Below are 19,830 nucleotides of genomic sequence, written 5' to 3'. Positions count from 1 at the left end.
TCAGCAGCCGAACGGCTTGCAACCGACAGGGCGATCAGGCACAGTGGCGTCGTGGCCAACCGCGACCGGAACGCCAGCGTTCCCCTTGATGCCGCCTCCAAGGCGATCATCGAGCAGCTCCAGGAGGACGGGCGCCGCCCGTACGCCGCCATCGGCAAGGCCGTCGGCCTGTCCGAGGCAGCCGTACGGCAGCGGGTCCAGAAGCTGCTCGACCAAGGCGTGATGCAGATCGTCGCCGTCACCGATCCCCTCACCGTCGGGTTCACCCGCCAGGCGATGGTGGGGATCCGGGTGGAAGGCGACATCGAGCCCGTCGCCGACGCACTGGCCGCCCTCGACGAGGTCGACTACGTCGTCTGCACCGCAGGCTCGTTCGACCTGCTGGCCGAGCTGGTCTGCGAGGACGACGAGCATCTGCTCGAAATGATCAACAAGCGCATCCGTGCCCTTCCCGGCGTGCGGAGCACCGAGAGCTTCGTTTACCTGAAGCTCCGGAAACAGACCTACACCTGGGGCACCCGATGACAGCCGACCCGGCGCAGAAGGACCTTTCCAAGACCGCCTACGACCACCTGTGGATGCACTTCACCCGCATGTCGTCGTACGAGAACTCCCCCGTGCCGACCATCGTCAAGGGCCAAGGCACCTACGTCTGGGACGACAAGGGGAAGAAGTACCTCGACGGCCTCGCCGGCCTGTTCGTCGTCCAGGCGGGCCACGGCCGCGAGGAGCTGGCCGAGGCCGCCGCCAAGCAGGCCAAGGAGCTCGCCTTCTTCCCGGTGTGGAGCTACGCCCACCCGAAGGCCATCGAGCTGGCCGAGCGCCTCGCCAACTACGCCCCCGGCGACCTGAACAAGGTCTTCTTCTCCACCGGTGGCGGCGAGGCCGTCGAGACCGCCTGGAAGCTCGCCAAGCAGTACTTCAAGCTGGTCGGCAAGCCGACCAAGTACAAGGTCATCTCGCGCGCGGTCGCCTACCACGGCACCCCGCAGGGCGCGCTCTCGATCACCGGCCTGCCGGGCCTGAAGGCCCCGTTCGAGCCCCTGGTGCCGGGCACCCACAAGGCTCCGAACACCAACATCTACCGCGCCCCCGCCTTCCTGGAGCGCGACGGTGTGATCGACCCCGAGGCCTACGGCCGCTGGTGCGCCGACGAGATCGAGCAGGCCATCCTGTTCGAGGGCGCCGACACCGTCGCCGCCGTCTTCGTCGAGCCGGTCCAGAACGCCGGCGGCTGCTTCCCGCCGCCGCCCGGGTACTTCCAGCGCCTGCGCGAGATCTGCGACCGCCACGACGTGCTGCTCGTGTCGGACGAGGTCATCTGCGCCTTCGGCCGCCTGGGCACCATGTTCGGCGCCGACAAGTTCGGCTACCAGCCCGACATGATCACCTGCGCCAAGGGCATGACCTCGGGCTACTCCCCGATCGGCGCCACGATCATCTCGGACCGCCTGGCCGAGCCGTTCTACAAGGGCGACAACACCTTCCTGCACGGCTACACCTTCGGTGGCCACCCGGTCTCCTCCGCGGTGGCGCTGGCCAACCTCGACATCTTCGAGCGCGAGGGCCTGAACCAGCACGTCCTGGACAACGAGGCGAACTTCCTCGGCACCCTGGACAAGCTGCGCGACCTCCCGATCGTCGGCGACGTCCGCGGCAACGGGTTCTTCTACGGCATCGAGCTGGTGAAGGACAAGGTCACCAAGGAGTCGTTCAACGACGACGAGGTCGAGCGCGTGCTCTACGGCTTCCTGTCGAAGGCGCTCTTCGACAACGGCCTGTACTGCCGCGCCGACGACCGTGGCGACCCGGTCATCCAGCTGGCCCCGCCGCTGATCTCCGACCAGTCGACCTTCGACGAGATCGAGCAGATCCTGCGGGTCAGCCTGACCGACGCCTGGGCCAAGATCTGATCAGCTGATCCTGCTGTCCCACCCTCCACCGCTGGGCGGTCCCACACGGGACCGCCCAGCGGTGTTTTTTCCGCACCCAACACGCCGGATTCGCGGCATTTTGCCCCCTGATGGGTCAGTGTGCCGCAACCACAGGGCGGCTCCGTCGTTCTAATCTGACGACTGTCATATCCCTCCAGCCATCAGGATGGAACCTCATGTCAGCGGCCCCGCCCGACAACGACGTGCTGTGGGCCCGAGGGATCGTCAAGTCCCACCACGGCACCCCCGCCCTGCGCGGCGTCTCGCTCGGCATCCGGGTCGGCGAGGTGCTCGCCGTGACCGGCCCGCGCGGCTCCGGCAAGAGCACCCTGCTCGGCTGCCTCTCCGCGCTGCTGCCGGTGGACGAGGGTGAGGTCTGGTTCAACAGCGCCCCCGTCCACACCCTCAGCCGGGCCGGCCGCGAGCGGCTGCGCCGTGACCGCTTCGGCTTCGTCGGCTCGGAACCGCACCTCGTGCCGGAGCTGACGGCCCGGGAGAACGTCGCCCTCCCGCTGCTGCTGGCCGGCGCCGGGCACAAGGCCGCCTACGCGGCCGCCGCCGAGTGGCTGGAGCGCCTGGACGTCGCCGACTGCGCCACCCGCAGGCCCGCAGAACTGATCCAGAGCCAGCGCCAGCGGATCGCCGTCGCCCGGGCGCTCGCCCCGCTGCCGCCCGTGGTCTTCGCCGACGACCCGACCGCACCGCTGCACCGGGACACCCAGGACCAGGTCCTGCGGATACTCGCCAGCGCCGCCCGCTCGCACCAACTCACCCTGGTGCTCGCCACCCACGACCCGGAACTGGCCCGCTACGCCGACCGCACGGTGGCCCTGGTGGACGGCCGGCTGGCCGCACCGGTCGCGCCCGTGGTGCACGGCGCCTCCGCCGCGTCGGCCGGGCGCTGAGAGGGACACCCGTGCTCTACCTCCGCCTGGCCCGGGGCTACCGGATCACCGACCTCGGCCGCTGGCTGCTCACCGCGACCGCCGCCGCCGTAGTGGCCGGCTTCCTGCTGCGCGCCCTCGGCCGCGCCCTGAGCCAGCCGGCCGGCGGTTCGCTCGTCCGGCTGCTCTGGTGCCTGCCGCCGCTCGCGGCGGTCGGCTGGTTCGCCGCCGTCGCGGCCCGCGCCGTCCCGGCCGGACGCCCCGAACGGATCACCGGACTGACCGCCGCCGGAGCCGGGCCGATCAGGATCCGGGTGCTGATCGCGGGTGAGATCGCGCTCGCCTGCATCCTCGGCAGCCTGCTGACCCTGCTGGTCTTCCTGGTGCTGCGCAACAACATCGCCGGCGCCTCACTCGCCCCCGAACTCGGCATGGGCGTCCCCCTGCCGCCGGCCGCCCCCGTCACCCTGCTGGCCCTGGTCCCCCTGGTCGCCGGCCTCTCGGCGGCCGCCGCCGTCCCGGCCGGCGAGACCCTGCCGGGCCGCACCGCACCGGCCGCGCACCCCGCGTTCGGCCCGCTGCGGCTCGCCCTCCCGCCCGGCCTGCTGCTGGTCGGCCTGGCCCTGGAGCTGTACGGGCTGCGCCCGGGGGCGGCCGAGGACGGCCGCCCGATCCGGCTCCCCGCCGGACTCGGCACCACCAGCCCCGCCGCCCTGACCGGCTGGGCGATCGCCGCACTCGGCCTCGCCCTGCTCACCGCTCCCCTGCTCACCTGGACCGGTCGGCTGCTGGCCGCCGGCCGCCCCGCGCCACTGCGGCTGCTGGCCGGACGCGGGCTGACCGCCGAGGCCGGCCGGCTCGGCACTCCGCTGGCCGTGTTCGCGTTCACCCTCGCGGTGCTGCTCACCGCCGTCCGCTACTGGGTCGACAAGCCGGGGACGGCGCAGGCGCTGCCCGCCGTCGAAGTCACCCTGATCGCCGGCTGCGTGGTGGGCGCGGTGCTCACCCGGGTGAGCGAGGTCCGCAACGCCCGCCGCGAGGTCACCGCGGCGCTGCTCCGGCTCGGGACGGCGCCCCGGCTGCTGTTCGGCGCGGTGCTGCTGCGCACGGCAGCCGCCGGCACCACCCTGCTGCTGACGGGCGGGCTGACCGCCGCACTGGCAGCGGGGGCGCTGCGCTGACTTTCCGCGCCGGGGGAGCACAGCAGGGGCGCGGGGAACTGCGCGCAACCGTGCACCAACGTCGTGCCCTGCGCGCGCAGTTCCCCGCGCCCCTGGAGGTACCCGGCTATCTCGAACCGTCAGCCCGCAGCGGCGAGCTGACCGCAGGCGCCGTCGATCTCCTGACCGCGGGTGTCGCGGACGGTGGTGGGCACGCCGTGCGCCTGGAGGCGGCGGACGAACTCGCGCTCGTCCTCGGGGCGCGAGGCCGTCCACTTCGAACCCGGGGTCGGGTTCAGCGGGATCAGGTTGACGTGCACCCGGTGGTTCTTGATCAGGCGGCCGAGCAGGTCGGCCCGCCACGCCTGGTCGTTGATGTCCTTGATCAGCGCGTACTCGATGGAGATCCGGCGGCCGGACTTCTCCGCGTAGTTCCAGGCCGCGTCGAGGACCTCGGAGACCTTCCAGCGGGTGTTCACCGGCACGAGCTCGTCGCGCAGCTCGTCGTCGGGCGCGTGCAGCGAGAGCGCCAGCCGGACGGAGAGCTCCTCGTCCGCGAGGCGGTTCATCGCGGGCACCAGGCCGACGGTGGAGACGGTGATGCCGCGCTGCGACATGCCGAAGCCGTCCGGCGCCGGGTCGGTCAGGCGGCGGATCGCGGCCAGCACCCGGTTGAAGTTGGCGAGCGGCTCGCCCATGCCCATGAAGACGACGTTCGAGAGCCGTGCCTCGCCGCCCGGGATCTCGCCGGACTTCAGCGCCCGCATGCCGGCGCCGATCTGCTCGACGATCTCGGCGGTGGACAGGTTCCTGGTCAGCCCCGCCTGGCCGGTGGCGCAGAACGGGCAGTTCATGCCGCAGCCGGCCTGCGAGCTGATGCACATGGTGACCCGGTCCGGGTACCGCATCAGGACGGACTCGACCAGCACGCCGTCGAAGAGCTTCCAGAGCGTCTTGCGCGTGGTGTCGTCGTCGCAGGAGACGTGCCGGACGACCGACATCAGCTCGGGCAGCAGCGCCTCGGTCAGCTTGTCGCGGCTGGCGGCGGGGATGTCCGTCCACTCGCTCGGGTCGTTGGACATCCGGCCGAAGTAGTGGTTCGACAGCTGCTTGGCGCGGAACGGCTGCTCGCCCAGCTCGGCGACGGCCTCCTTGCGCTGGGCAGGGCTGAGGTCGGCAAGGTGTCGCGGGGGCTTGGCGCCACGCGGCGCGACAAAGGTCAGTTCTCCGGGTGCAGGCATGGTTCATCCAGTGTCGCAGATGGCGGAAGGGTTCTCTGATGCCGGAAGCCCCGGACGCGGGCGTCCGGGGCTTCGCTGGCTTCGTGGTGTGCCGGGTCAGGTCCCGACGAAGGCCGCCAGCAGCAGCCAGACCACCGGGGCGGTCGGCAGCAGCGAGTCCAGCCGGTCCATGATGCCGCCGTGGCCGGGCAGCAGCGTGCCCATGTCCTTGATGCCGAGGTCGCGCTTGATCATCGACTCGGCGAGGTCGCCGAGGGTCGCCGTGACGGCCGCGCAGCCGCCCAGGACCAGACCCTGCCACCAGGTGCCGTCGTCGATCATGTACTGCATCAGCAGCGCACCCGCCAGCATCGACAGACCGATGCCGCCGGCCAGGCCCTCGCGGGTCTTGCCGGGACTGATCGTCGGCGCCAGCTTGTTCTTCCCGAACTTGTACCCGACCGCGTACGCCCCGGTGTCACTGCAGATGGTGACGATCAGGAAGAGCACGATCCGGCGCGGGCCGTCGTCGGCAGCCAGCATCAGGGCCACGAAGGTGGCCAGGAACGGCACGTAGAACGCGGTGAAGATCCCTGCCGTTATGTCGCGCAGGTAGTTCTCCGGCGGCTGGCCCATCCGCCAGACCATCACCGCGAGCCCGGTCAGGGCCAGCGCGGCGGCGGTCCACTGGGCACCGGCCCAGTAGCCGGCGGCGAGCATCGCCACGCTGCCGACGGCCAGCGGGACGAGCGGGACGTTGATCCCCTTGCGCTCCGTCAGCCGGCTCGTCAGCTCCCAGACGCCCACCACGACAGCCGCCGCCACGACGAACAGGAACAGCACCTTCACCACGAAGAGCGAGGCGATGATCACTGCGCCTAGGCCGACCCCGACCCCTATCGCGGCCTGCAGGTTGCGGCCACCGCGTTGCTTGCGGGGCGGCTGGTCGGGCTGGGCCACGGGTGTCTCCTGCCCTGAGGCGGACGGTGGTGCGGGGTGCTGCCCGTGCTGGTCGGGCTGGGTCTCCTGGACGGAAGGCATGAACTGAGTCTGTGCCGCCGAGGCACCCCGGTACACCGGAGGCCGCTGCGAGTGACCCGTTTGGTGTCTGCTCCCGGAAGCCGGGAGCCGGGGGTCACCCGCAGCGCGGGGTGCCGGGGTGAGGTGCTGAGCGGTGCCCCCGATGCCAGGGGCGTCAGGGGCGTCGTTCATCAGACCTCGAGCAGCTCGGCTTCCTTGTGCTTCAGCAGCTCGTCCACCATCGCGGCGTACTTCGCGGTGGTGTCGTCGAGCTCCTTCTCGGCGCGACGGGCCTCGTCCTCGCCGACCTCCTTGTCCTTCACCAGCTTGTCCAGCGCGTCCTTGGCCTTGCGGCGGACAGCGCGGATCGAGATCTTGGAGTCCTCGCCCTTGCCACGGGCGACCTTGACGTACTCCCGGCGACGCTGCTCGGTCAGCTCGGGGAAGGTCACCCGGATGATGCGGCCGTCGTTGGACGGGTTGACGCCGAGGTCGGAGTCACGGATCGCCTGCTCGATGTTGCGCAGCGCGCTCGCGTCGAACGGCGTGACGACAGCCATCCGCGGCTCCGGCACGGCGAACGAGGCGAGCTGGTTGATCGGCGTGATGGCGCCGTAGTAGTCCGCGACGATCTTGGCGAACATGGCCGGATGCGCCCGCCCGGTGCGGATGGCCGCGAAGTCCTCCTTGGCGACGACGACGGCCTTCTCCATCTTCTCCTCGGCCTCGAGGAGGATCTCTTCGATCGCTTCGCTCACTGTCTGCTCCCTGTCCGGTGCATCTGCTGTTGTCCCGTTCCGGTGCCCCGGACGGCTGATTTCTGCCCCGCCGACGACCTCGGGGCTGATGGCTGGTCAGGCCCGGGCGGAATCCTGGCTGATGAGTGTGCCGATCTTCTCACCCTTCACCGCACGGGCGATATTGCCCTCGGCCAGCAGCTCGAAGACCAGCATCGGCAGGCTGTTGTCCTTGCACAGCGTGATCGCGGTCAGGTCGGCCACCTTGAGGTCGCGCGAGATCACCTCGGTGTAGTCGAGCGCGTCGAACTTCACCGCACCGGGGTTGGTCTTCGGGTCCGAGTCGTACACCCCGTCCACGCCGTTCTTGCCCATCAGCAGCACCTCGGCGTGGATCTCCAGGGCGCGCTGGACGGCGGTGGTGTCGGTGGAGAAGTACGGCATTCCCATACCCGCACCGAAGATGACCACGCGCCCCTTCTCCAGGTGGCGGACGGCGCGCAGCGGCAGGTACGGCTCGGCGACCTGGCCCATGGTGATGGCGGTCTGGACCCGGGTCTCGATGCCTTCCTTGATCAGGAAGTCCTGCAGCGCCAGGCAGTTCATCACGGTGCCGAGCATGCCCATGTAGTCGGAGCGGGCCCGGTCCATGCCGCGGACCTGGAGTTCGGCGCCACGGAAGAAGTTGCCGCCACCGATCACGATCGCGACCTCGGTGCCGTCGCGGACGACCGTGGCGATCTCCCGGGCGATCTTGTGCACGACGTCCGGGTCGACGCCGAGCCCGCCACCACCGGCGAACGCCTCACCGGACAGCTTGAGCAGAACGCGGCGGCGCGTCACGTCCTCTGCGGTCTCCTGCGTCTCCTGCATGGACTTCTCCTTCTCCGCCTACTGGTTCACAGGCCGGGCGCCGACCGGGGGTGCCGGGCCTTCGACCTGCGCGTACACGCGAGGAGGCCACTGCCGCGGGAACCGGTGAAGGTGTCCTGCACGGCAATGGCCTCCTCGTCGTTCATGGTGCCGACGCGGCCCGCCCTTTGACAGAGTGGCGCTGGATGAGCCCGATCGGCGCGTTCCTGGCCATCCTCCTGGGAGGCCGGGCGATTCCTACCTTAGGCGGGAAGCGCGGTGGAACGTGGGTCAGGCGCCGACGCGGAAGCGGGCGAAACGCTTGAGGGCGACGCCGTTCTCCTCGAGAACCTTGGCGACCGTCTTCTTGCTGTCCTTCGCGAAGGCCTGCTCCAGGACGGAGTTCTCCTTGACGAAGCCGGTGATGCGGCCCTCGACGATGCGCTCCAGGGCAGCCTCGGGCTTGCCCTCCTCGCGCGCGGTGGCCTCGGCGACGCGGCGCTCGTTCGCCAGGTCCTCGGCCGGGATGTCCTCGCGGGAGAGGTACTTCGGGGCGAAGGCGGCGATGTGCTGCGCGACGTCCTTGGCGACCGTGGCGTTCTCCTGGTCGAGCTCGACCAGGACGCCGATGGCCGGCGGGAGGTCCGGGTCGGTCTTGTGCAGGTAGACCGCGACGAAGCCGTCACCGTCGAACTGGGCGAAGCGGCGCAGGACGATCTTCTCGCCCAGGGTCGCGTTGGCCTCGTCCACGAACTGCTGGACGGTCTTGCCGGCCTCGATCTCGGAAGCCAGCGCGGCGTCCAGGTCGGCCGGGGAGGTGGCGGCGACGTGGGCGGCGATCGCGTCGGCGACCTCGACGAACTTGCCGCCCTTGGCGACGAAGTCGGTCTCACAGTTCAGCTCGACCAGGACGCCGGACTTGGCGCCCTCGGCGATCAGCGCGGAGACGGCGCCGTTGGAGGCGTCACGACCCTCGCGCTTGGCAACGCCCTTCTGGCCCTTGATGCGGAGCAGCTCGACGGCCTTCTGGACGTCGCCCTCGGCCTCGTCGAGCGCCTTCTTGCAGTCCATCATGCCGGCGCCGGTGAGCTCACGGAGCTTCTTGACGTCCGCGGCGGAGATGTTCGCCATGGTGTGAATCTCTTCTCGCGTCTCGCGTGTCTGCGTGGGGTTGTGCCAGGGCCGCTGGTTCAGTCCTGGCACGGGAGAGAGGGGCACTCACCGGTGTCGTACCGGCGAGCGCCCCTCACCCTTGGTACGTCAGGCCTGGTCGGCCTCGGCGGCCGGCGCCTCGACGGCGGGGGCCTCGACGACCTCGGCCTCGGCCTCAGCGGCGGGGGCCTCGACGACGGGGGCCTCGACGACGGGGGCCTCGGCCTCAACGGCGGGGGCCTCGGCCTCGGCGGCCGGCTGGCCTTCGAGGATGTCCTTCTCCCAGTCGGCCAGCGGCTGGTCGGCGCCCGGCTCAGCCTTGACGTCGCCCTTCGCAACACCGGCGCGGGACTTGAGGCCCTCGGCGACGGCGTCGGCGATCACGCGGGTCAGCAGGGTGACGGAGCGGATCGCGTCGTCGTTGCCCGGGATCTTGTAGTCGACCTCGTCGGGGTCACAGTTGGTGTCGAGGATCGCGACGACCGGGATGTTCAGCTTGCGAGCCTCGCCGACGGCGATGTGCTCCTTCTTGGTGTCGACGATCCAGACAGCGCTGGGAACGCGCTGCATGTCACGGATACCGCCAAGGGTCTTCTCGAGCTTGGTGTGCTCGCGCTCCAGAACGAGGAGCTCCTTCTTGGTGAGGCCCGAACCGGCCACATCCGTGAAGTCGATCTCGCCGAGCTCCTTCATCCGCTGAAGGCGCTTGTAGACGGTCTGGAAGTTGGTCAGCATGCCGCCGAGCCAGCGCTGGTTCACGTAGGGCATGCCCACGCGGGTGGCCTGCTCGGCGATGGCCTCCTGGGCCTGCTTCTTGGTGCCGACGAAGAGGACGCTGCCGCCGTGGGCAACCGTCTCCTTGACGAACTCGAAGGCGCGGTCGATGTAGTTCAGCGACTGCAGGAGGTCGATGATGTAGATGCCGTTGCGCTCCGTGAAGATGAAGCGCTTCATCTTCGGGTTCCAACGACGGGTCTGGTGACCGAAGTGGACGCCGCTCTCAAGCAGCTCCCGCATCGTGACGACGGCCATGGCCGTGCTCCTCGTGTTACGCCTGGCCGCACACCCTGAAGGCGGCTGCCAGGTCTGGCTCGGTTGATCCGCGGTGGTCGGGAGACCGCCGCGCCTGACGCCCCGGTCGTGCCGAGCTGCCTCTGCCCGAGCGGCCGAAACCGTGACGGGCTCGGCGGACCGAGCGGCACTCGCACCGGGCGGGGGCGGTTCAGGGTCGTGGTGGACCTTGGCCTTCCCACCGGTGGCGGGGCGTGCGAAGTCGACCCGGCGGACCGGGTCGCGTGTGAAGTGTACGGGAAGCCCCGAGGAGCGAGCGACTTCAGCCGCCCGGCGGGGTCGTGCGTGGACCGGCTCTGGTTCCCGGACGGACCTGCTTTCACCCGTCCGGGGTACTCGGATTGTCCACAGGCGGGAGTTGTCCACAGGAATCCGGACCGGGCTGGGCGGGGCCGCACCGGGCGAGGACGCTCCCGACCATGACACCAGCTCTCATCTCCGCCGCTCCCACGACCCGGTCCGCGCCGTCCTGGCAGCGCACGTCACCCGCACCACCCTCGCTGTTCGCGCTCTCCGTGCCGTCCGCACTCTCGCTGCCGCCACCGGCGCCCGACCGGCGACGGCAGGTCCTGCTGCTGATGCTGCTGCTCACGGCGCTGCTGCTCGTGCTGCCCCGGCCGATCGCCCGGGCGGCGGACTCGGCTGCCGGCAGCGGCACCGGGCCGGGGCTCGGGCGGGCCTGGCCGGTGGGCGGACGGTCCGGGCTGCTGCGACGGTTCGAGGCGCCGCCCATGCGCTGGGCGGCGGGGCACCGGGGCGTCGACCTCGCGGCGGCGGAGGGGATGACGGTCCGCGCCGCCGCACCGGGGGTGGTCTCCTTCTCCGGCATGATCGTCGGGCGCCCGGTGGTGACCGTGACGCACCCGGGCTCCGGCGAGCCGCCGCTGCGGACCACCTACCTCCCCGTCGCGGGGACCGTCCCGGTCGGGACGGCGGTCGCGGGCGGCGAGCCGATCGGAACAGTGGCCGCGGGCTCCGGGCACTGTGCCGCCGGATGCCTGCACTGGGGCCTGCTGCGCGGGCACCGCTACCTCGACCCCTTGGCACTGCTGGGTGCCGGGCAGTCCCGGCTGCTGCCGCTGCACGACCGGGCGGGCCCGAGCGCCGCCGAGGGCTGCGACCGCCTGCCTGACCTCCCGGCCCCCGACGACGCCCCTGCCCGCACGAACGTGGCTCAGGCCGGGCCCGGGGCTCCGAGCCCGTGCAGCGCCATGGCGACGGCGGCATCGGCGATCGCCGCCGACCCGGCGTCCGGGACGTGCTCCGCTTGGCGGACGGCGGCTTCCACCACTCCCTGGAGCAGTGCGGCCGCCAGTCGAGGCTGCTGGTGGCCCAGCTCCGAGAGCGCCCGCACCACCAGGTCGACGAGCGCGACGTGCGCCGCCCGGATCCGCGCCCGGGCCGCCTCGTCGAGTTCGAGCGCCGAGACTGCCGCGACCGCCCGGTGCCGGGGGTCGCCGGCCAGCGCGAGCTGGCCGCGCACATACGCCGCCACCTGGGCCTGCGGGCTGTCGCAGGCGGCCATACCCGCCTCGATCTCGGCCGCCCAGAGCGGGAAGTCCACCGCACACAGCTCTTCCACCACCGCGGCCCGCGAGCGGAAGTACTCGTAGACCGACGAACGCGCCAGACCCGTCCTCGCCGCCAGCGCCGGGAAGGTCAGGGCCTCGATGCCGCCTTCGGCGAGCAGCGTGCGAGCAGCATCGAGGAGGGCTGCGTGCTGCAGCTGGCGATGCTCGGCCACCGTGGCCGCCCGGATCTTCGGCACGCCCCTACTGTACGGAGCCCGCCCCGCGCGTGGGACGGTGCCGTGCGAACTCGGCGGACCGTCGGCGCGGGAGCGCCTCAGCGGATGTCGGAGAGCTTGGCCCTGAGCTGGAGCACCGACTTGGTGTGGATCTGGCTGACCCTGCTCTCGGTGACGCCCAGCACCTGGCCGATCTCCGCGAGCGTCAAACCCTCGTAGTAGTAGAGGGTCACGACGGTCTTCTCGCGCTCCGGCAGGGTGTTCACCGCGGTGGCGAGCAGCCGGCGCAGCTCCCGGTCCTCGGCGATCTCGACCGGGTTGTCGGCGCCGATGTCCTCCAGCGTGTCCATCAGGCTCAGGCGGTCGCCGCCCTCCCCCGCGGGGTGCATCAGCTCGTCGAGCGCCACCACGTTGGCCAGCGAGAGCTGGCTGAAGATGGCGTGCAGATCCTCGATCGCGATGCCCATCTCGGCCGCCACCTCGGGCTCGTGCGGCGTGCGGCGCAGCCGGGCCTCCAAGGTGGCGTAGGTGCGCTCGACGGCCTTGGCCTTCTGCCTGACCGAGCGCGGGATCCAGTCCAGGGCCCGGAGCTCGTCGATGATGGCACCGCGGATCCGGCTGATGGCGTAGGTCTCGAACTTGATCGCGCGGTCGATGTCGAACTTCTCGATGGCGTCGATCAGCCCGAAGATCCCGGAGGAGACGAAGTCCGCCTGCTCCACGTTGGCCGGCAACCCCACACCTACCCGCCCTGCCACGTACTTGACGAGCGGTGAGTAGTGCAGGATCAGCTGCTCGCGCAGGCGTGCGTCGGCGGTCTCCTTGTACGAGCGCCAGAGGGAATCCAGTGCCGTGCGGTCGACAGGCACGCGGTCGGCGGACAGGGCGTCGGCGGAGGCCCGGGGAACGCCGGGGGGCGCGCCGGGGGCCGCACCGGTGCCCGCCTCGCGCCGGGCCGCCGGTGGGCGCACCCCTAGTGCGGCCGGGAGCTCGTCCTTCGTGCCCTGGCCGGGCCGGCCGGTCTGGCGTGCCAGGCCCAGCACGCGGGGCGTCTTCGGCTGGAGATCGGCGGCGGGGCGAGCCTCGGCCCCTGGCCCTCCCGAGGACCGGACGCCACCGGTCACCCTGTGTCCGGGAATGTGTGTGGGCATACGTTGGTCTGCGCCGTTCTGCCGAGTCACGTGCTGATAGGAAGCCTATGCGAGCGTAGCGTGACCAGGTCACTGCATTGTGCTACCGCCACTCGGTCGTCGCCCGATCCGGTGGAGCGGGGCGCGCGCCGCCTCGCGTGCGCCGTCCCCGACGACCTCAGGCTCCCCGGACCAACCGCCAGTGCGCCCCGAAGCGCTCGACGAATCCGAGCGAGCCCAATTCGTAGAGCCGCTGCAGGACTTCGTCCGGCGGGAGGCCGGAGCGCTGGGCCAGCCGCTCGACCGGCGCCCCTTCGGCCGTCGCCGGAACGGCTTCGAGCACCCGGGCCACCCCCGGCTCCAACAAGTCCCTGGGCAGCACCGGCCCGGAGTGTCGCGGCGCCAGGTCGTCCCCGATGGCACCGATCAGCTCGCCGATCTCGGCGGCGTCGGTGACCAATGTCGCCGCTCCGCTGCGGATCAGGGCGTGCACTCCCGCCGACAGCTCCGACGTCACCGGGCCCGCCACGCCCATGGTGTGGCGGTTGAGGTCCCTGGCCCGCCGTGCGGTGCTCAGCGCGCCGCTGCGCAGCGCGGCCTCCACGACGACGGTGCCCCGGGTGAGCGCGGCGATGACCCGGTTACGGAGGACGAAGCGGAAGCGGTTCGGGTGTTCGCCGGGCGGCAGTTCGCTGATCAGCAGGCCCTGCCCGGCGATCCGGGAGATCAGCTCCGCGTTGCCGGGCGGGTAGGCCATGTCGACCCCGCAGGCGAGCACCCCGAGGGTGAGGCCGCCCACCGCCAGCGCACCCCGGTGCGCGGCCGCGTCGATCCCGTAGGCCGCCCCCGAGACCACCACCCAGCCCCGTTCCGCCAGCTGCGCGGTGAGCTCCCCGGCGACGTGCGCGCCGTAGGCGGTGCAGGCGCGGGCGCCCACCACGGCGACCGAGCGCAAGGCGAGCAGGCGCAGCGATCCGGTGCCCCTGACCCACAGCCCGACCGGCCTGCCGTCACCGAGGTCGTCCAGCTGGGACGGCCACTCGGTGTCGCCCGGAATGATGAACCGTCCACTGTGGAGACGGACCCGCTCCAGGTCCGCGTCCGGGTCCAGCAGCGGCAGTCTGGCCCGGTAGGCGGCCAGCCGGGCAGCGTCCAGATCGAGGTAGCCGGGAACCGTGTGGTCGCGGACGGCCTCGATCAGCGTCGTCGCGCTCACCCGGGTGAGCCACCGGCCGATCACGGCGTCTCCGGGCTCGATCAGCCGGGAGAGCGCGGCGCGTGCCCGCCGCTCGGCCTCGCGGACGGGGTCGGGCGGGCGGTCCTCGGGTGCGGGGGGATCCGATCCGAGCCGGGCGAATACGGGCCGTGCGTGGTTCACCTGCGCCTCCATGAGTGGCGGTGGGTCAACGCGTGAGGGTGGGTCCGGCGGGTGAGGGTGGGTCCGGCGGGTGACGGGCTCTGCCGGCGAGTGCGCCCGGCCGACCTGTCGGCGGAGCCTGCGAGAGACAGGCACCGGGGCAGGGTCGAGGGACCGCGCTCCGGCGGACAGGTCCGGCGAGCAGGTGCAACTAACAGCCGCAGCGAGCGGCTCCGGCGCGCTACGGGTCCGGCCCCGGGGCGGTGGCCGGGCCGTGACGAGGGCGGGCCGTCCAGGCGGCGGCGGGCAACCCGCGCTGCACGCCGGTCCGCAGGACCAGTGCCGTCCGTACGTCGAGCCGTCCGGGCTGGTCACGGCCGGCCAGGTCGGCCACCGTCCAGGCGACTCTGAGCACCCGGTCGAGCCCCCGGGCCGTCAGGAGGCCGCGTTCGAGCTCGCACTCGGCGTCGGCGAGCGCCCCCGGCCCGAGGCGCCAACGCGTCCGCAGGGCGTGGCCCGGCACCTCCGCGTTGGTGCGCCACGGGGTGTCCGCGAAGCGGGCGGCCGCCCGCTCGCGAGCCGCCAGGACGCGGGCCGCCACCACGGCGGTGCTCTCCGCCGAGCACTCGGGCCCCATCAGTTCGGCCCGGGTCACCGGCGCCACCTGCACCTGGAGGTCGACCCGGTCCAGCAGCGGTCCGGACAGCCGCGCCTGGTACCGGTTCACCATGCTCGGGGTGCACTCGCACCCCTCGCCCCTCCTGGAGTGCCGGCCACAGGGGCACGGGTTGGCGGCCAGGCAGAGCTGGAAACGGGCGGGCAGCCGCAGTGTCCCGGCCGAGCGGGCGATCATCACTTCGCCCGATTCGAGCGGCTGGCGGAGCGCGTCGAGGACCCGGACGGAGAACTCCGGGGCCTCGTCGAGGAACAGGACCCCCCGATGGGCCAGGCTGACCGCCCCCGGTCTGGGCAGTCCGCTGCCCCCGCCGACGATCGCGGGCATGGTGGCCGAGTGGTGCGGTGCGTAGTACGGCGGGCTGTCGATCAGCGGCCGGTCCACCGGCAGCAGCCCCGCGACCGAGTGGACGGCCGTCACCTCCAGCGCCTCCAGCTGGGTCAGCGGTGGGAGCAGGGCGGGGAGCCGCTCGGCCAGCATCGTCTTCCCGGCCCCCGGCGGACCCTTCAGGTAGAGGTGGTGGCCGCCGGCGGCGGCGATCTCCAGGGCGTGCCGGGCCTCGTACTGACCGGCGACGTCGGAGAGATCCAGTTGGGCCGCCTTCTCCGCCGCGAGGGCACGGATACCCGCCCCCGGCAGCCGGAGCCCAGCCATCGACGGATCGCGCCGCCCGCTGACCGGATCATCCGATTCGTCCGGCATCGGCGCGCCGGTCAGCATCGCGATCAGCTGTCGCAGGCTCCGCACGCCGAGGACGGAGACTCCGGGGACGAGGGCGGCCTCGGCGGCGGTCTGCTGCGCCACCACGATCTGCCGGTAGCCCGCGTCCGCGGCGGCGAGCACCGACGGCAGGACCCCGCGTACCGGGCGGACCCTGCCGTCCAGCCCCAGTTCGCCGATGATGAGCAGGTCGGCGATCCCGGCCGGATCCAGCCGCTCGGCTGCGGCCAGCACCGCGCAGGCGACGGCCAGGTCGAAACCGCTGCCGCTCTTGGGGACCGAGGCCGGGCTCAGGCCGACCGTCAGCTTCCGCTGGGGCCAGCTCTCGCCGCTGTTCACCACGGCGGCCCGCACACGGTCACGTGCCTCGGTGAGGGACTTGTCGGGGAGGCCGACCAGGGCGAAGGCCGCGACGCCCGGTTCGAGGTCCGCCTGGACCTCCACCACCACGCCGTCCACCCCGTTGAGGGCCACCGAACAGGTGCGGGCGAAGGCCATCTCAGACCGCCCCTCGCAGGTGCTCCACCTCGGCGGGGCCCTTGCGGCGGTTGACCACCCCGATCAGGTCGATCCGCACACCCCCGGGCGGCGTCGGCACCGTCCAGCCGGACGGCGTGCCGAGGTCCGGATCGGCGGCGCCAGGCCCGGCGGGGCCCGACGCACCGAGGTCCGGCCCGGCGGGAGTCGACCCGGCGGCGGCGGAGCCCGTGGCTCTCAACCCGGCGGGGCCGACCCGGCCGGCGTCCGCCAGTCCGGCGAGCCGGGCGAAGTGGGTGGGCCAGCGTTCGCCGAGCCAGCGCTCCGCCAGTCGGCGCAGCCGGTCCGCCTTCGCGCGGTCGATACCTTCACTGGGCTGCTGGAAGCCGCGCTCCGAACGGGTCTTCACCTCGCAGACGGCGAGCGTGTCGCCGTCCAGCGCGACGATGTCGAGTTCTCCCTCCGAGCAGCGCCAGTTGCGCTCCAGAACCCGTAGCCCGCCCGCGGCGAGCCAGCGGGCGGCAACCTCTTCGCCGTAGCGGCCCAGGCCGTTGTTGGAACTCTGCACGGTCATCACCTCCGTGCCAGGAGGCTGCCGTACCGGTACGGATCGGGCCAGACAGTTCTATTTCCTGTGGATAACCAGGCGCTGTGGATAACTTCCCTCACCCGAAAGGGTGGGAATCGGGCACGGCTCTGGACATTGCCCCGGGAGTCGGATCACTCTCAGCTACCGAAGGAGGCGTCGTCCGACGGCAGCTCCAAATCGCTCTTCGCCAGTTCCTCGATATTGACGTCCTTGAAGGTCAATACCCGCACTTTGCGGACAAACCGGGCGGGCCGGTACATGTCCCAGACCCAGGCATCCGCCATCGACACCTCGAAAAACACTTCCCCCTGCACCGAGTGCACCTGCAACTCGTAGTCATTGGTGAGATAGAAGCGTCGCTCGGTCTCGATCACGTATTTGAACAGGCCGACGACGTCCCGATACTCCCGGTAGAGCTTCAGCTCCATCTCGGTCTCGTACTTCTCGAGGTCTTCGGCACTCATTCAGGCGTCCCCTCAACTCGTCACGTCCACCCCATTGTGGACCACCCCGCCCGTCCGGAGAGCCTTACCGGCTGGACTGGCGGCCCGTCCACCAGCAGCCGGCCCAGGAAATCGGCCAGACCGATCGGGTACACCGTCTCCTCGGTGGCCCGCAATTGCACCACAGTCCACCACCGGGCGGTCAGCAGCAGGGCATGCTCCTGCGCGCCGCCCGAGCCGGCCCGCCCGACGAGGCCGCCCTCGGAAAGATCGACCTCGGAAAGATCGACCCCGGGAAGACCGGTCCCGGCGGGTCCCGTCTCCGGGAGGCCGCTCCCGGAGACGCTCGCCCCGTCCGCCCGGGTGCGGGCCAGAAGGAACCGCTGTTCCTGCTCGTAGCGCTGCCCCTGGAAGGAGAAGGACACCGTGTCGTACGCCACCACCGGACCCAGCTCGACGTCCAGCAGCCCGGTCTCCTCAGCGAGTTCGCGCATCGCGGCCTCGCGCGGCCCCTCGCCGGGTTCCAAGCCGCCGCCCGGGGTGATCCACCAGGTCACCTCGGGCACCGCCGGATCCGTCCCGCGTAGGAGGAGGATCCGATCCGATCCGTCCAGGAGCAGGACGCGCGCCGCCCGTCGCCGCTGGACTGCCATCCCCGTCACCTCCGTGTCCGGACCTTGCCACGTGCCCCGCACGAGGCAGCGCGCGCTGCCCCCGGCCCGGCCATGCGCGCACCCGGGCTCACCGGCCGGGTCAGGCGCGCCGCCGCGTTCGCAGCCAACGGCCCGCCGAGACCATCCCGCCGACCGCCGAGGCCAGCACGATCAGCACCGCTCCGCCGGCCATGCCGTACGCCGCGGGCTCCAGCGGTCCGGCCCCGGCCGCGACCGGGCCGCCGAGACCGTCGAAAGCCGCCGCACGCCGATTCGTACCCACCCGGCTGAACGGCCAGACGGTCCCCTCCACCCTGGCGACCACGTCCGTGGCGGCGACCGTGCCACCCGACAGGTCGAGATGGCGCCGGGAGTCCTGCGAGTTCGTCCGGTTGTCGCCCAGCAGGAAGATCCGGCCGGGCGGCACCGTGACGCTGTACCGGGTGCTGTCGACCAGCTGCGTGTGCACGTACGGCTCGTCGACCGGCGTGCCGTTCACCGTCAGCCGGTGCTGGGCGTCACAGCAGGCCACCGTGTCCCCGCCGACCGCGACGACCCGCTTGACCAGCGTGTCCGCACCCCAGAGCGGGTCGTGGAAGACCACGATGTCCCCCCGGCCGACCGCACCGCCGCTCACCTTGCGCCCCAGGACGGTGTCACCGGGGTTCAGCGTCGGGGTCATCGAGGCCGTCGGGATCCGGTACGGCCGGTAGTTCACGGCGATCACGCCGAAACCTCCGACCAGCATCACGAAGCCGAGCCCGATGACCAGGCCCTGCAGCAGGGCCGCCGCACTGCGGCGAGTTCTCACCTCGGCCGGCGCCGGGGCCGACCGCTCCACCACGCTGCTCATCGCCACCGTCCGTTCCTGATCTGCCCGCGCTCCGCACGAGTGCGCCGCGCCGAGGCCGGAAAAGCCGACGGGCCGTGGCACGTGCGAGCAGATTACTCGCCAGTACCACGACCCGCGCAAGAGCCGACGGCAGAGTCGGCCACGATCAGCGGCGAGACCTCCGGAGCCACCAGACCGCCGGCACCGCGAGAGCCGCCCCGGCGACCGGCGGCGCGACGGGCAGCGCGGCCGAGGCCAGGCCCTTCTGGCCGAAGGTGTCGGGCACCGGCAGCGTCGCCCAGTCACCGAGCGGCCAGGCGACCACGAAGGCCCGCCCGATCACGTTGCCCACCGGCACCGAGCCGCCACCGGGCTGGTCCTGGTGGAACCGGGAGTCCAACGAGTCGCCTCGGTGGTCGCCCATCACCCAGAGAGCGCCCTTCGGCACCTTGACCGGACCGAACGGCTTGTCACCGCAGGGGGTGTTGCCCGGAAAGATGTAGGGCTCGTTGAGCGCGACACCGTTGACCTTGACCGGCCCGGTGCCCTCGCACTCGACAGTGTCCCCGCCGACTCCGATGACCCGCTTGATCAGGTCCTTCTCGTTCACCGACGGCATCAGCCCGATGAAGCTGAGGACGTCCTGGACACCACGGACGAACGCGTTGTTGTTCGGCGGCGTGGACTCGCCGTCCAACCAGCCTCCCGGGTCGTGGAAGACCACCACGTCCCCGCGCTCCGGCTCGGCGCCGAACCAGGGCGTGAGCTTGTCCACCAGGACCCGGTCGCCGATCTGCAGCGTGTTCTGCATCGACCCCGACGGAATGGAGAACGCCTGGACGAAGAAAGTCTTGATCACCAAAGCCAGGATCAGAGCGATGCCGATCAGAATCGGCAGCTCCTTCCAGAAGGAGCGCTGCTTCTGCTCCTTCTTCGGCCGGCCTGTTCCGGCGTCACCCGCAGCCTCGCCCGAGGCCCCACCCAGTGGACCGCCCAGCTGACCGGAGCCTCCGTCGGAGCCGTCGGCCGCGTTCGCGGCCACGCCGTCCTCGGTAGGTTCCGAAAGCTGTGCGGACTCGGTGGACCGGACCGTACCGCCGCCGACGCCCTCGGGCTCAGGGCCCCCTGAGCGGGCGCCGATCACCAGATCCCCCACAACATCTCCTCCCTGCTGTG

Annotated in this window: 19 protein-coding genes and 1 pseudogene; 5 read left to right on the top strand and 15 right to left on the bottom strand. The window is 71.6% G+C overall.

From position 1 onward, the window contains the following. The first annotated feature begins 51 nt into the window (after positions 1-51). The 4 genes from ABD330_RS21300 (at position 52) to ABD330_RS21285 (ending at position 3,999) form a co-directional block, all read left to right on the top strand. Entirely contained in the window at positions 52-525 is a 474-nt protein-coding gene (locus tag ABD330_RS21300; protein WP_030306695.1) for an Lrp/AsnC family transcriptional regulator, read from the top strand. Next, the gene (locus tag ABD330_RS21295; RefSeq protein ID WP_344467484.1) at positions 522-1,913 is read left to right on the top strand and encodes an aspartate aminotransferase family protein; all 1,392 of its coding nucleotides are present in this window, start codon (positions 522-524) and stop codon (positions 1,911-1,913) included. The genes ABD330_RS21300 and ABD330_RS21295 overlap by 4 nt, the downstream gene beginning before the upstream one ends. Positions 1,914-2,110: 197 nt before the next feature. Next, positions 2,111-2,839: an ABC transporter ATP-binding protein gene (locus ABD330_RS21290; protein WP_344467482.1), complete on the top strand. Its 729-nt coding sequence runs from the start codon at positions 2,111-2,113 to the stop codon at positions 2,837-2,839. An 11-nt stretch (positions 2,840-2,850) separates the two neighbouring features. Next, a complete protein-coding gene (locus ABD330_RS21285; RefSeq protein ID WP_344467480.1) occupies positions 2,851-3,999 on the top strand; it encodes a hypothetical protein in 1,149 nt (382 codons plus the stop codon). A 119-nt stretch (positions 4,000-4,118) separates the two neighbouring features. Here the strand turns inward: ABD330_RS21285 and rlmN are convergent, their stop codons facing one another. From rlmN to rpsB, 6 genes are all read right to left on the bottom strand, one after another. Continuing rightward, complete coding sequence (gene rlmN / locus ABD330_RS21280; protein WP_344467478.1) at positions 4,119-5,219, bottom strand: dual-specificity RNA methyltransferase RlmN; 1,101 nt, start codon at positions 5,217-5,219, stop codon at positions 4,119-4,121. Positions 5,220-5,315: 96 nt separating this feature from the next. After that, complete coding sequence (locus ABD330_RS21275; protein WP_425555599.1) at positions 5,316-6,410, bottom strand: phosphatidate cytidylyltransferase; 1,095 nt, start codon at positions 6,408-6,410, stop codon at positions 5,316-5,318. Next, on the bottom strand, positions 6,410-6,931 hold the full coding sequence (gene frr / locus ABD330_RS21270; protein ID WP_344467516.1) for a ribosome recycling factor: 522 nt from the start codon (positions 6,929-6,931) through the stop codon (positions 6,410-6,412). Before frr ends, ABD330_RS21275 begins: the two co-directional genes overlap by 1 nt. A gap of 141 nt (positions 6,932-7,072) precedes the next feature. Continuing rightward, a complete protein-coding gene (gene pyrH / locus ABD330_RS21265) occupies positions 7,073-7,828 on the bottom strand; it encodes a UMP kinase (protein WP_344467474.1) in 756 nt (251 codons plus the stop codon). A 270-nt stretch (positions 7,829-8,098) separates the two neighbouring features. Then, the gene (gene tsf, locus ABD330_RS21260) at positions 8,099-8,938 is read right to left on the bottom strand and encodes a translation elongation factor Ts (RefSeq protein ID WP_344467472.1); all 840 of its coding nucleotides are present in this window, start codon (positions 8,936-8,938) and stop codon (positions 8,099-8,101) included. Between the two features lie 129 nt (positions 8,939-9,067). Continuing rightward, a complete protein-coding gene (gene rpsB / locus ABD330_RS21255) occupies positions 9,068-9,991 on the bottom strand; it encodes a 30S ribosomal protein S2 (protein WP_344467470.1) in 924 nt (307 codons plus the stop codon). 458 nt (positions 9,992-10,449) lie between these two features. Here rpsB and ABD330_RS21250 point away from each other — a divergent pair. Further along, positions 10,450-11,010 (top strand): annotated as a pseudogene (locus ABD330_RS21250) (peptidoglycan DD-metalloendopeptidase family protein); the annotation flags it as partial. 194 nt (positions 11,011-11,204) lie between these two features. Here ABD330_RS21250 and ABD330_RS21245 read toward each other — a convergent pair. The 9 genes from ABD330_RS21245 to lepB (ABD330_RS21205) all read right to left on the bottom strand — a co-directional run bounded on the left by ABD330_RS21245 (position 11,205) and on the right by lepB (ABD330_RS21205) (position 19,810). Further along, complete coding sequence (locus tag ABD330_RS21245; RefSeq protein WP_344467515.1) at positions 11,205-11,774, bottom strand: TetR/AcrR family transcriptional regulator; 570 nt, start codon at positions 11,772-11,774, stop codon at positions 11,205-11,207. Between the two features lie 101 nt (positions 11,775-11,875). After that, on the bottom strand, positions 11,876-12,661 hold the full coding sequence (gene whiG, locus ABD330_RS21240; protein WP_344467514.1) for an RNA polymerase sigma factor WhiG: 786 nt from the start codon (positions 12,659-12,661) through the stop codon (positions 11,876-11,878). 424 nt (positions 12,662-13,085) lie between these two features. Next, the gene (dprA, locus tag ABD330_RS21235) at positions 13,086-14,285 is read right to left on the bottom strand and encodes a DNA-processing protein DprA (protein WP_425555598.1); all 1,200 of its coding nucleotides are present in this window, start codon (positions 14,283-14,285) and stop codon (positions 13,086-13,088) included. Between the two features lie 220 nt (positions 14,286-14,505). Further along, positions 14,506-16,158 carry a YifB family Mg chelatase-like AAA ATPase gene (locus ABD330_RS21230; protein WP_344467468.1) on the bottom strand — a complete coding sequence of 551 codons (1,653 nt, stop codon included), beginning with the start codon at positions 16,156-16,158 and terminating at the stop codon, positions 14,506-14,508. Position 16,159: 1 nt separating this feature from the next. Then, positions 16,160-16,711, bottom strand: coding sequence for a YraN family protein (locus ABD330_RS21225; protein ID WP_344467466.1), 552 nt, complete (start codon positions 16,709-16,711; stop codon positions 16,160-16,162). A gap of 152 nt (positions 16,712-16,863) precedes the next feature. Continuing rightward, a complete protein-coding gene (locus ABD330_RS21220) occupies positions 16,864-17,190 on the bottom strand; it encodes a DUF2469 domain-containing protein (RefSeq protein ID WP_145793704.1) in 327 nt (108 codons plus the stop codon). Positions 17,191-17,210: 20 nt separating this feature from the next. Next, on the bottom strand, positions 17,211-17,822 hold the full coding sequence (locus ABD330_RS21215) for an NUDIX domain-containing protein (RefSeq protein WP_344467464.1): 612 nt from the start codon (positions 17,820-17,822) through the stop codon (positions 17,211-17,213). 100 nt (positions 17,823-17,922) lie between these two features. Beyond that, a complete protein-coding gene (gene lepB / locus ABD330_RS21210) occupies positions 17,923-18,675 on the bottom strand; it encodes a signal peptidase I (RefSeq protein WP_344467462.1) in 753 nt (250 codons plus the stop codon). A gap of 145 nt (positions 18,676-18,820) precedes the next feature. Then, a complete protein-coding gene (gene lepB / locus ABD330_RS21205) occupies positions 18,821-19,810 on the bottom strand; it encodes a signal peptidase I (protein WP_344467460.1) in 990 nt (329 codons plus the stop codon). Between the last annotated feature and the right edge of the window lie 20 nt (positions 19,811-19,830).

Origin of the sequence: Kitasatospora kazusensis (assembly GCF_039529945.1) — a bacterium.
Lineage (GTDB): Bacteria > Actinomycetota > Actinomycetes > Streptomycetales > Streptomycetaceae > Kitasatospora > Kitasatospora kazusensis.
This window is presented reverse-complemented; position numbering and strand designations above follow the sequence as displayed.

Coding starts and splice junctions, on each gene's coding strand:
- ABD330_RS21230 (WP_344467468.1), bottom strand. CDS start 16,158: ATGGCCTTCGCCCGCACCTGTTCGGTGGCCCTCAACGGGGTGGACGGC.
- ABD330_RS21215 (WP_344467464.1), bottom strand. CDS start 17,822: ATGGCAGTCCAGCGGCGACGGGCGGCGCGCGTCCTGCTCCTGGACGGA.
- frr (WP_344467516.1), bottom strand. CDS start 6,931: ATGGAGAAGGCCGTCGTCGTCGCCAAGGAGGACTTCGCGGCCATCCGC.
- ABD330_RS21290 (WP_344467482.1), top strand. CDS start 2,111: ATGTCAGCGGCCCCGCCCGACAACGACGTGCTGTGGGCCCGAGGGATC.
- pyrH (WP_344467474.1), bottom strand. CDS start 7,828: ATGCAGGAGACGCAGGAGACCGCAGAGGACGTGACGCGCCGCCGCGTT.
- ABD330_RS21220 (WP_145793704.1), bottom strand. CDS start 17,190: ATGAGTGCCGAAGACCTCGAGAAGTACGAGACCGAGATGGAGCTGAAG.
- ABD330_RS21275 (WP_425555599.1), bottom strand. CDS start 6,410: ATGAACGACGCCCCTGACGCCCCTGGCATCGGGGGCACCGCTCAGCAC.
- rlmN (WP_344467478.1), bottom strand. CDS start 5,219: ATGCCTGCACCCGGAGAACTGACCTTTGTCGCGCCGCGTGGCGCCAAG.
- tsf (WP_344467472.1), bottom strand. CDS start 8,938: ATGGCGAACATCTCCGCCGCGGACGTCAAGAAGCTCCGTGAGCTCACC.
- ABD330_RS21225 (WP_344467466.1), bottom strand. CDS start 16,711: ATGACCGTGCAGAGTTCCAACAACGGCCTGGGCCGCTACGGCGAAGAG.
- lepB (WP_344467462.1), bottom strand. CDS start 18,675: ATGAGCAGCGTGGTGGAGCGGTCGGCCCCGGCGCCGGCCGAGGTGAGA.
- ABD330_RS21295 (WP_344467484.1), top strand. CDS start 522: ATGACAGCCGACCCGGCGCAGAAGGACCTTTCCAAGACCGCCTACGAC.
- rpsB (WP_344467470.1), bottom strand. CDS start 9,991: ATGGCCGTCGTCACGATGCGGGAGCTGCTTGAGAGCGGCGTCCACTTC.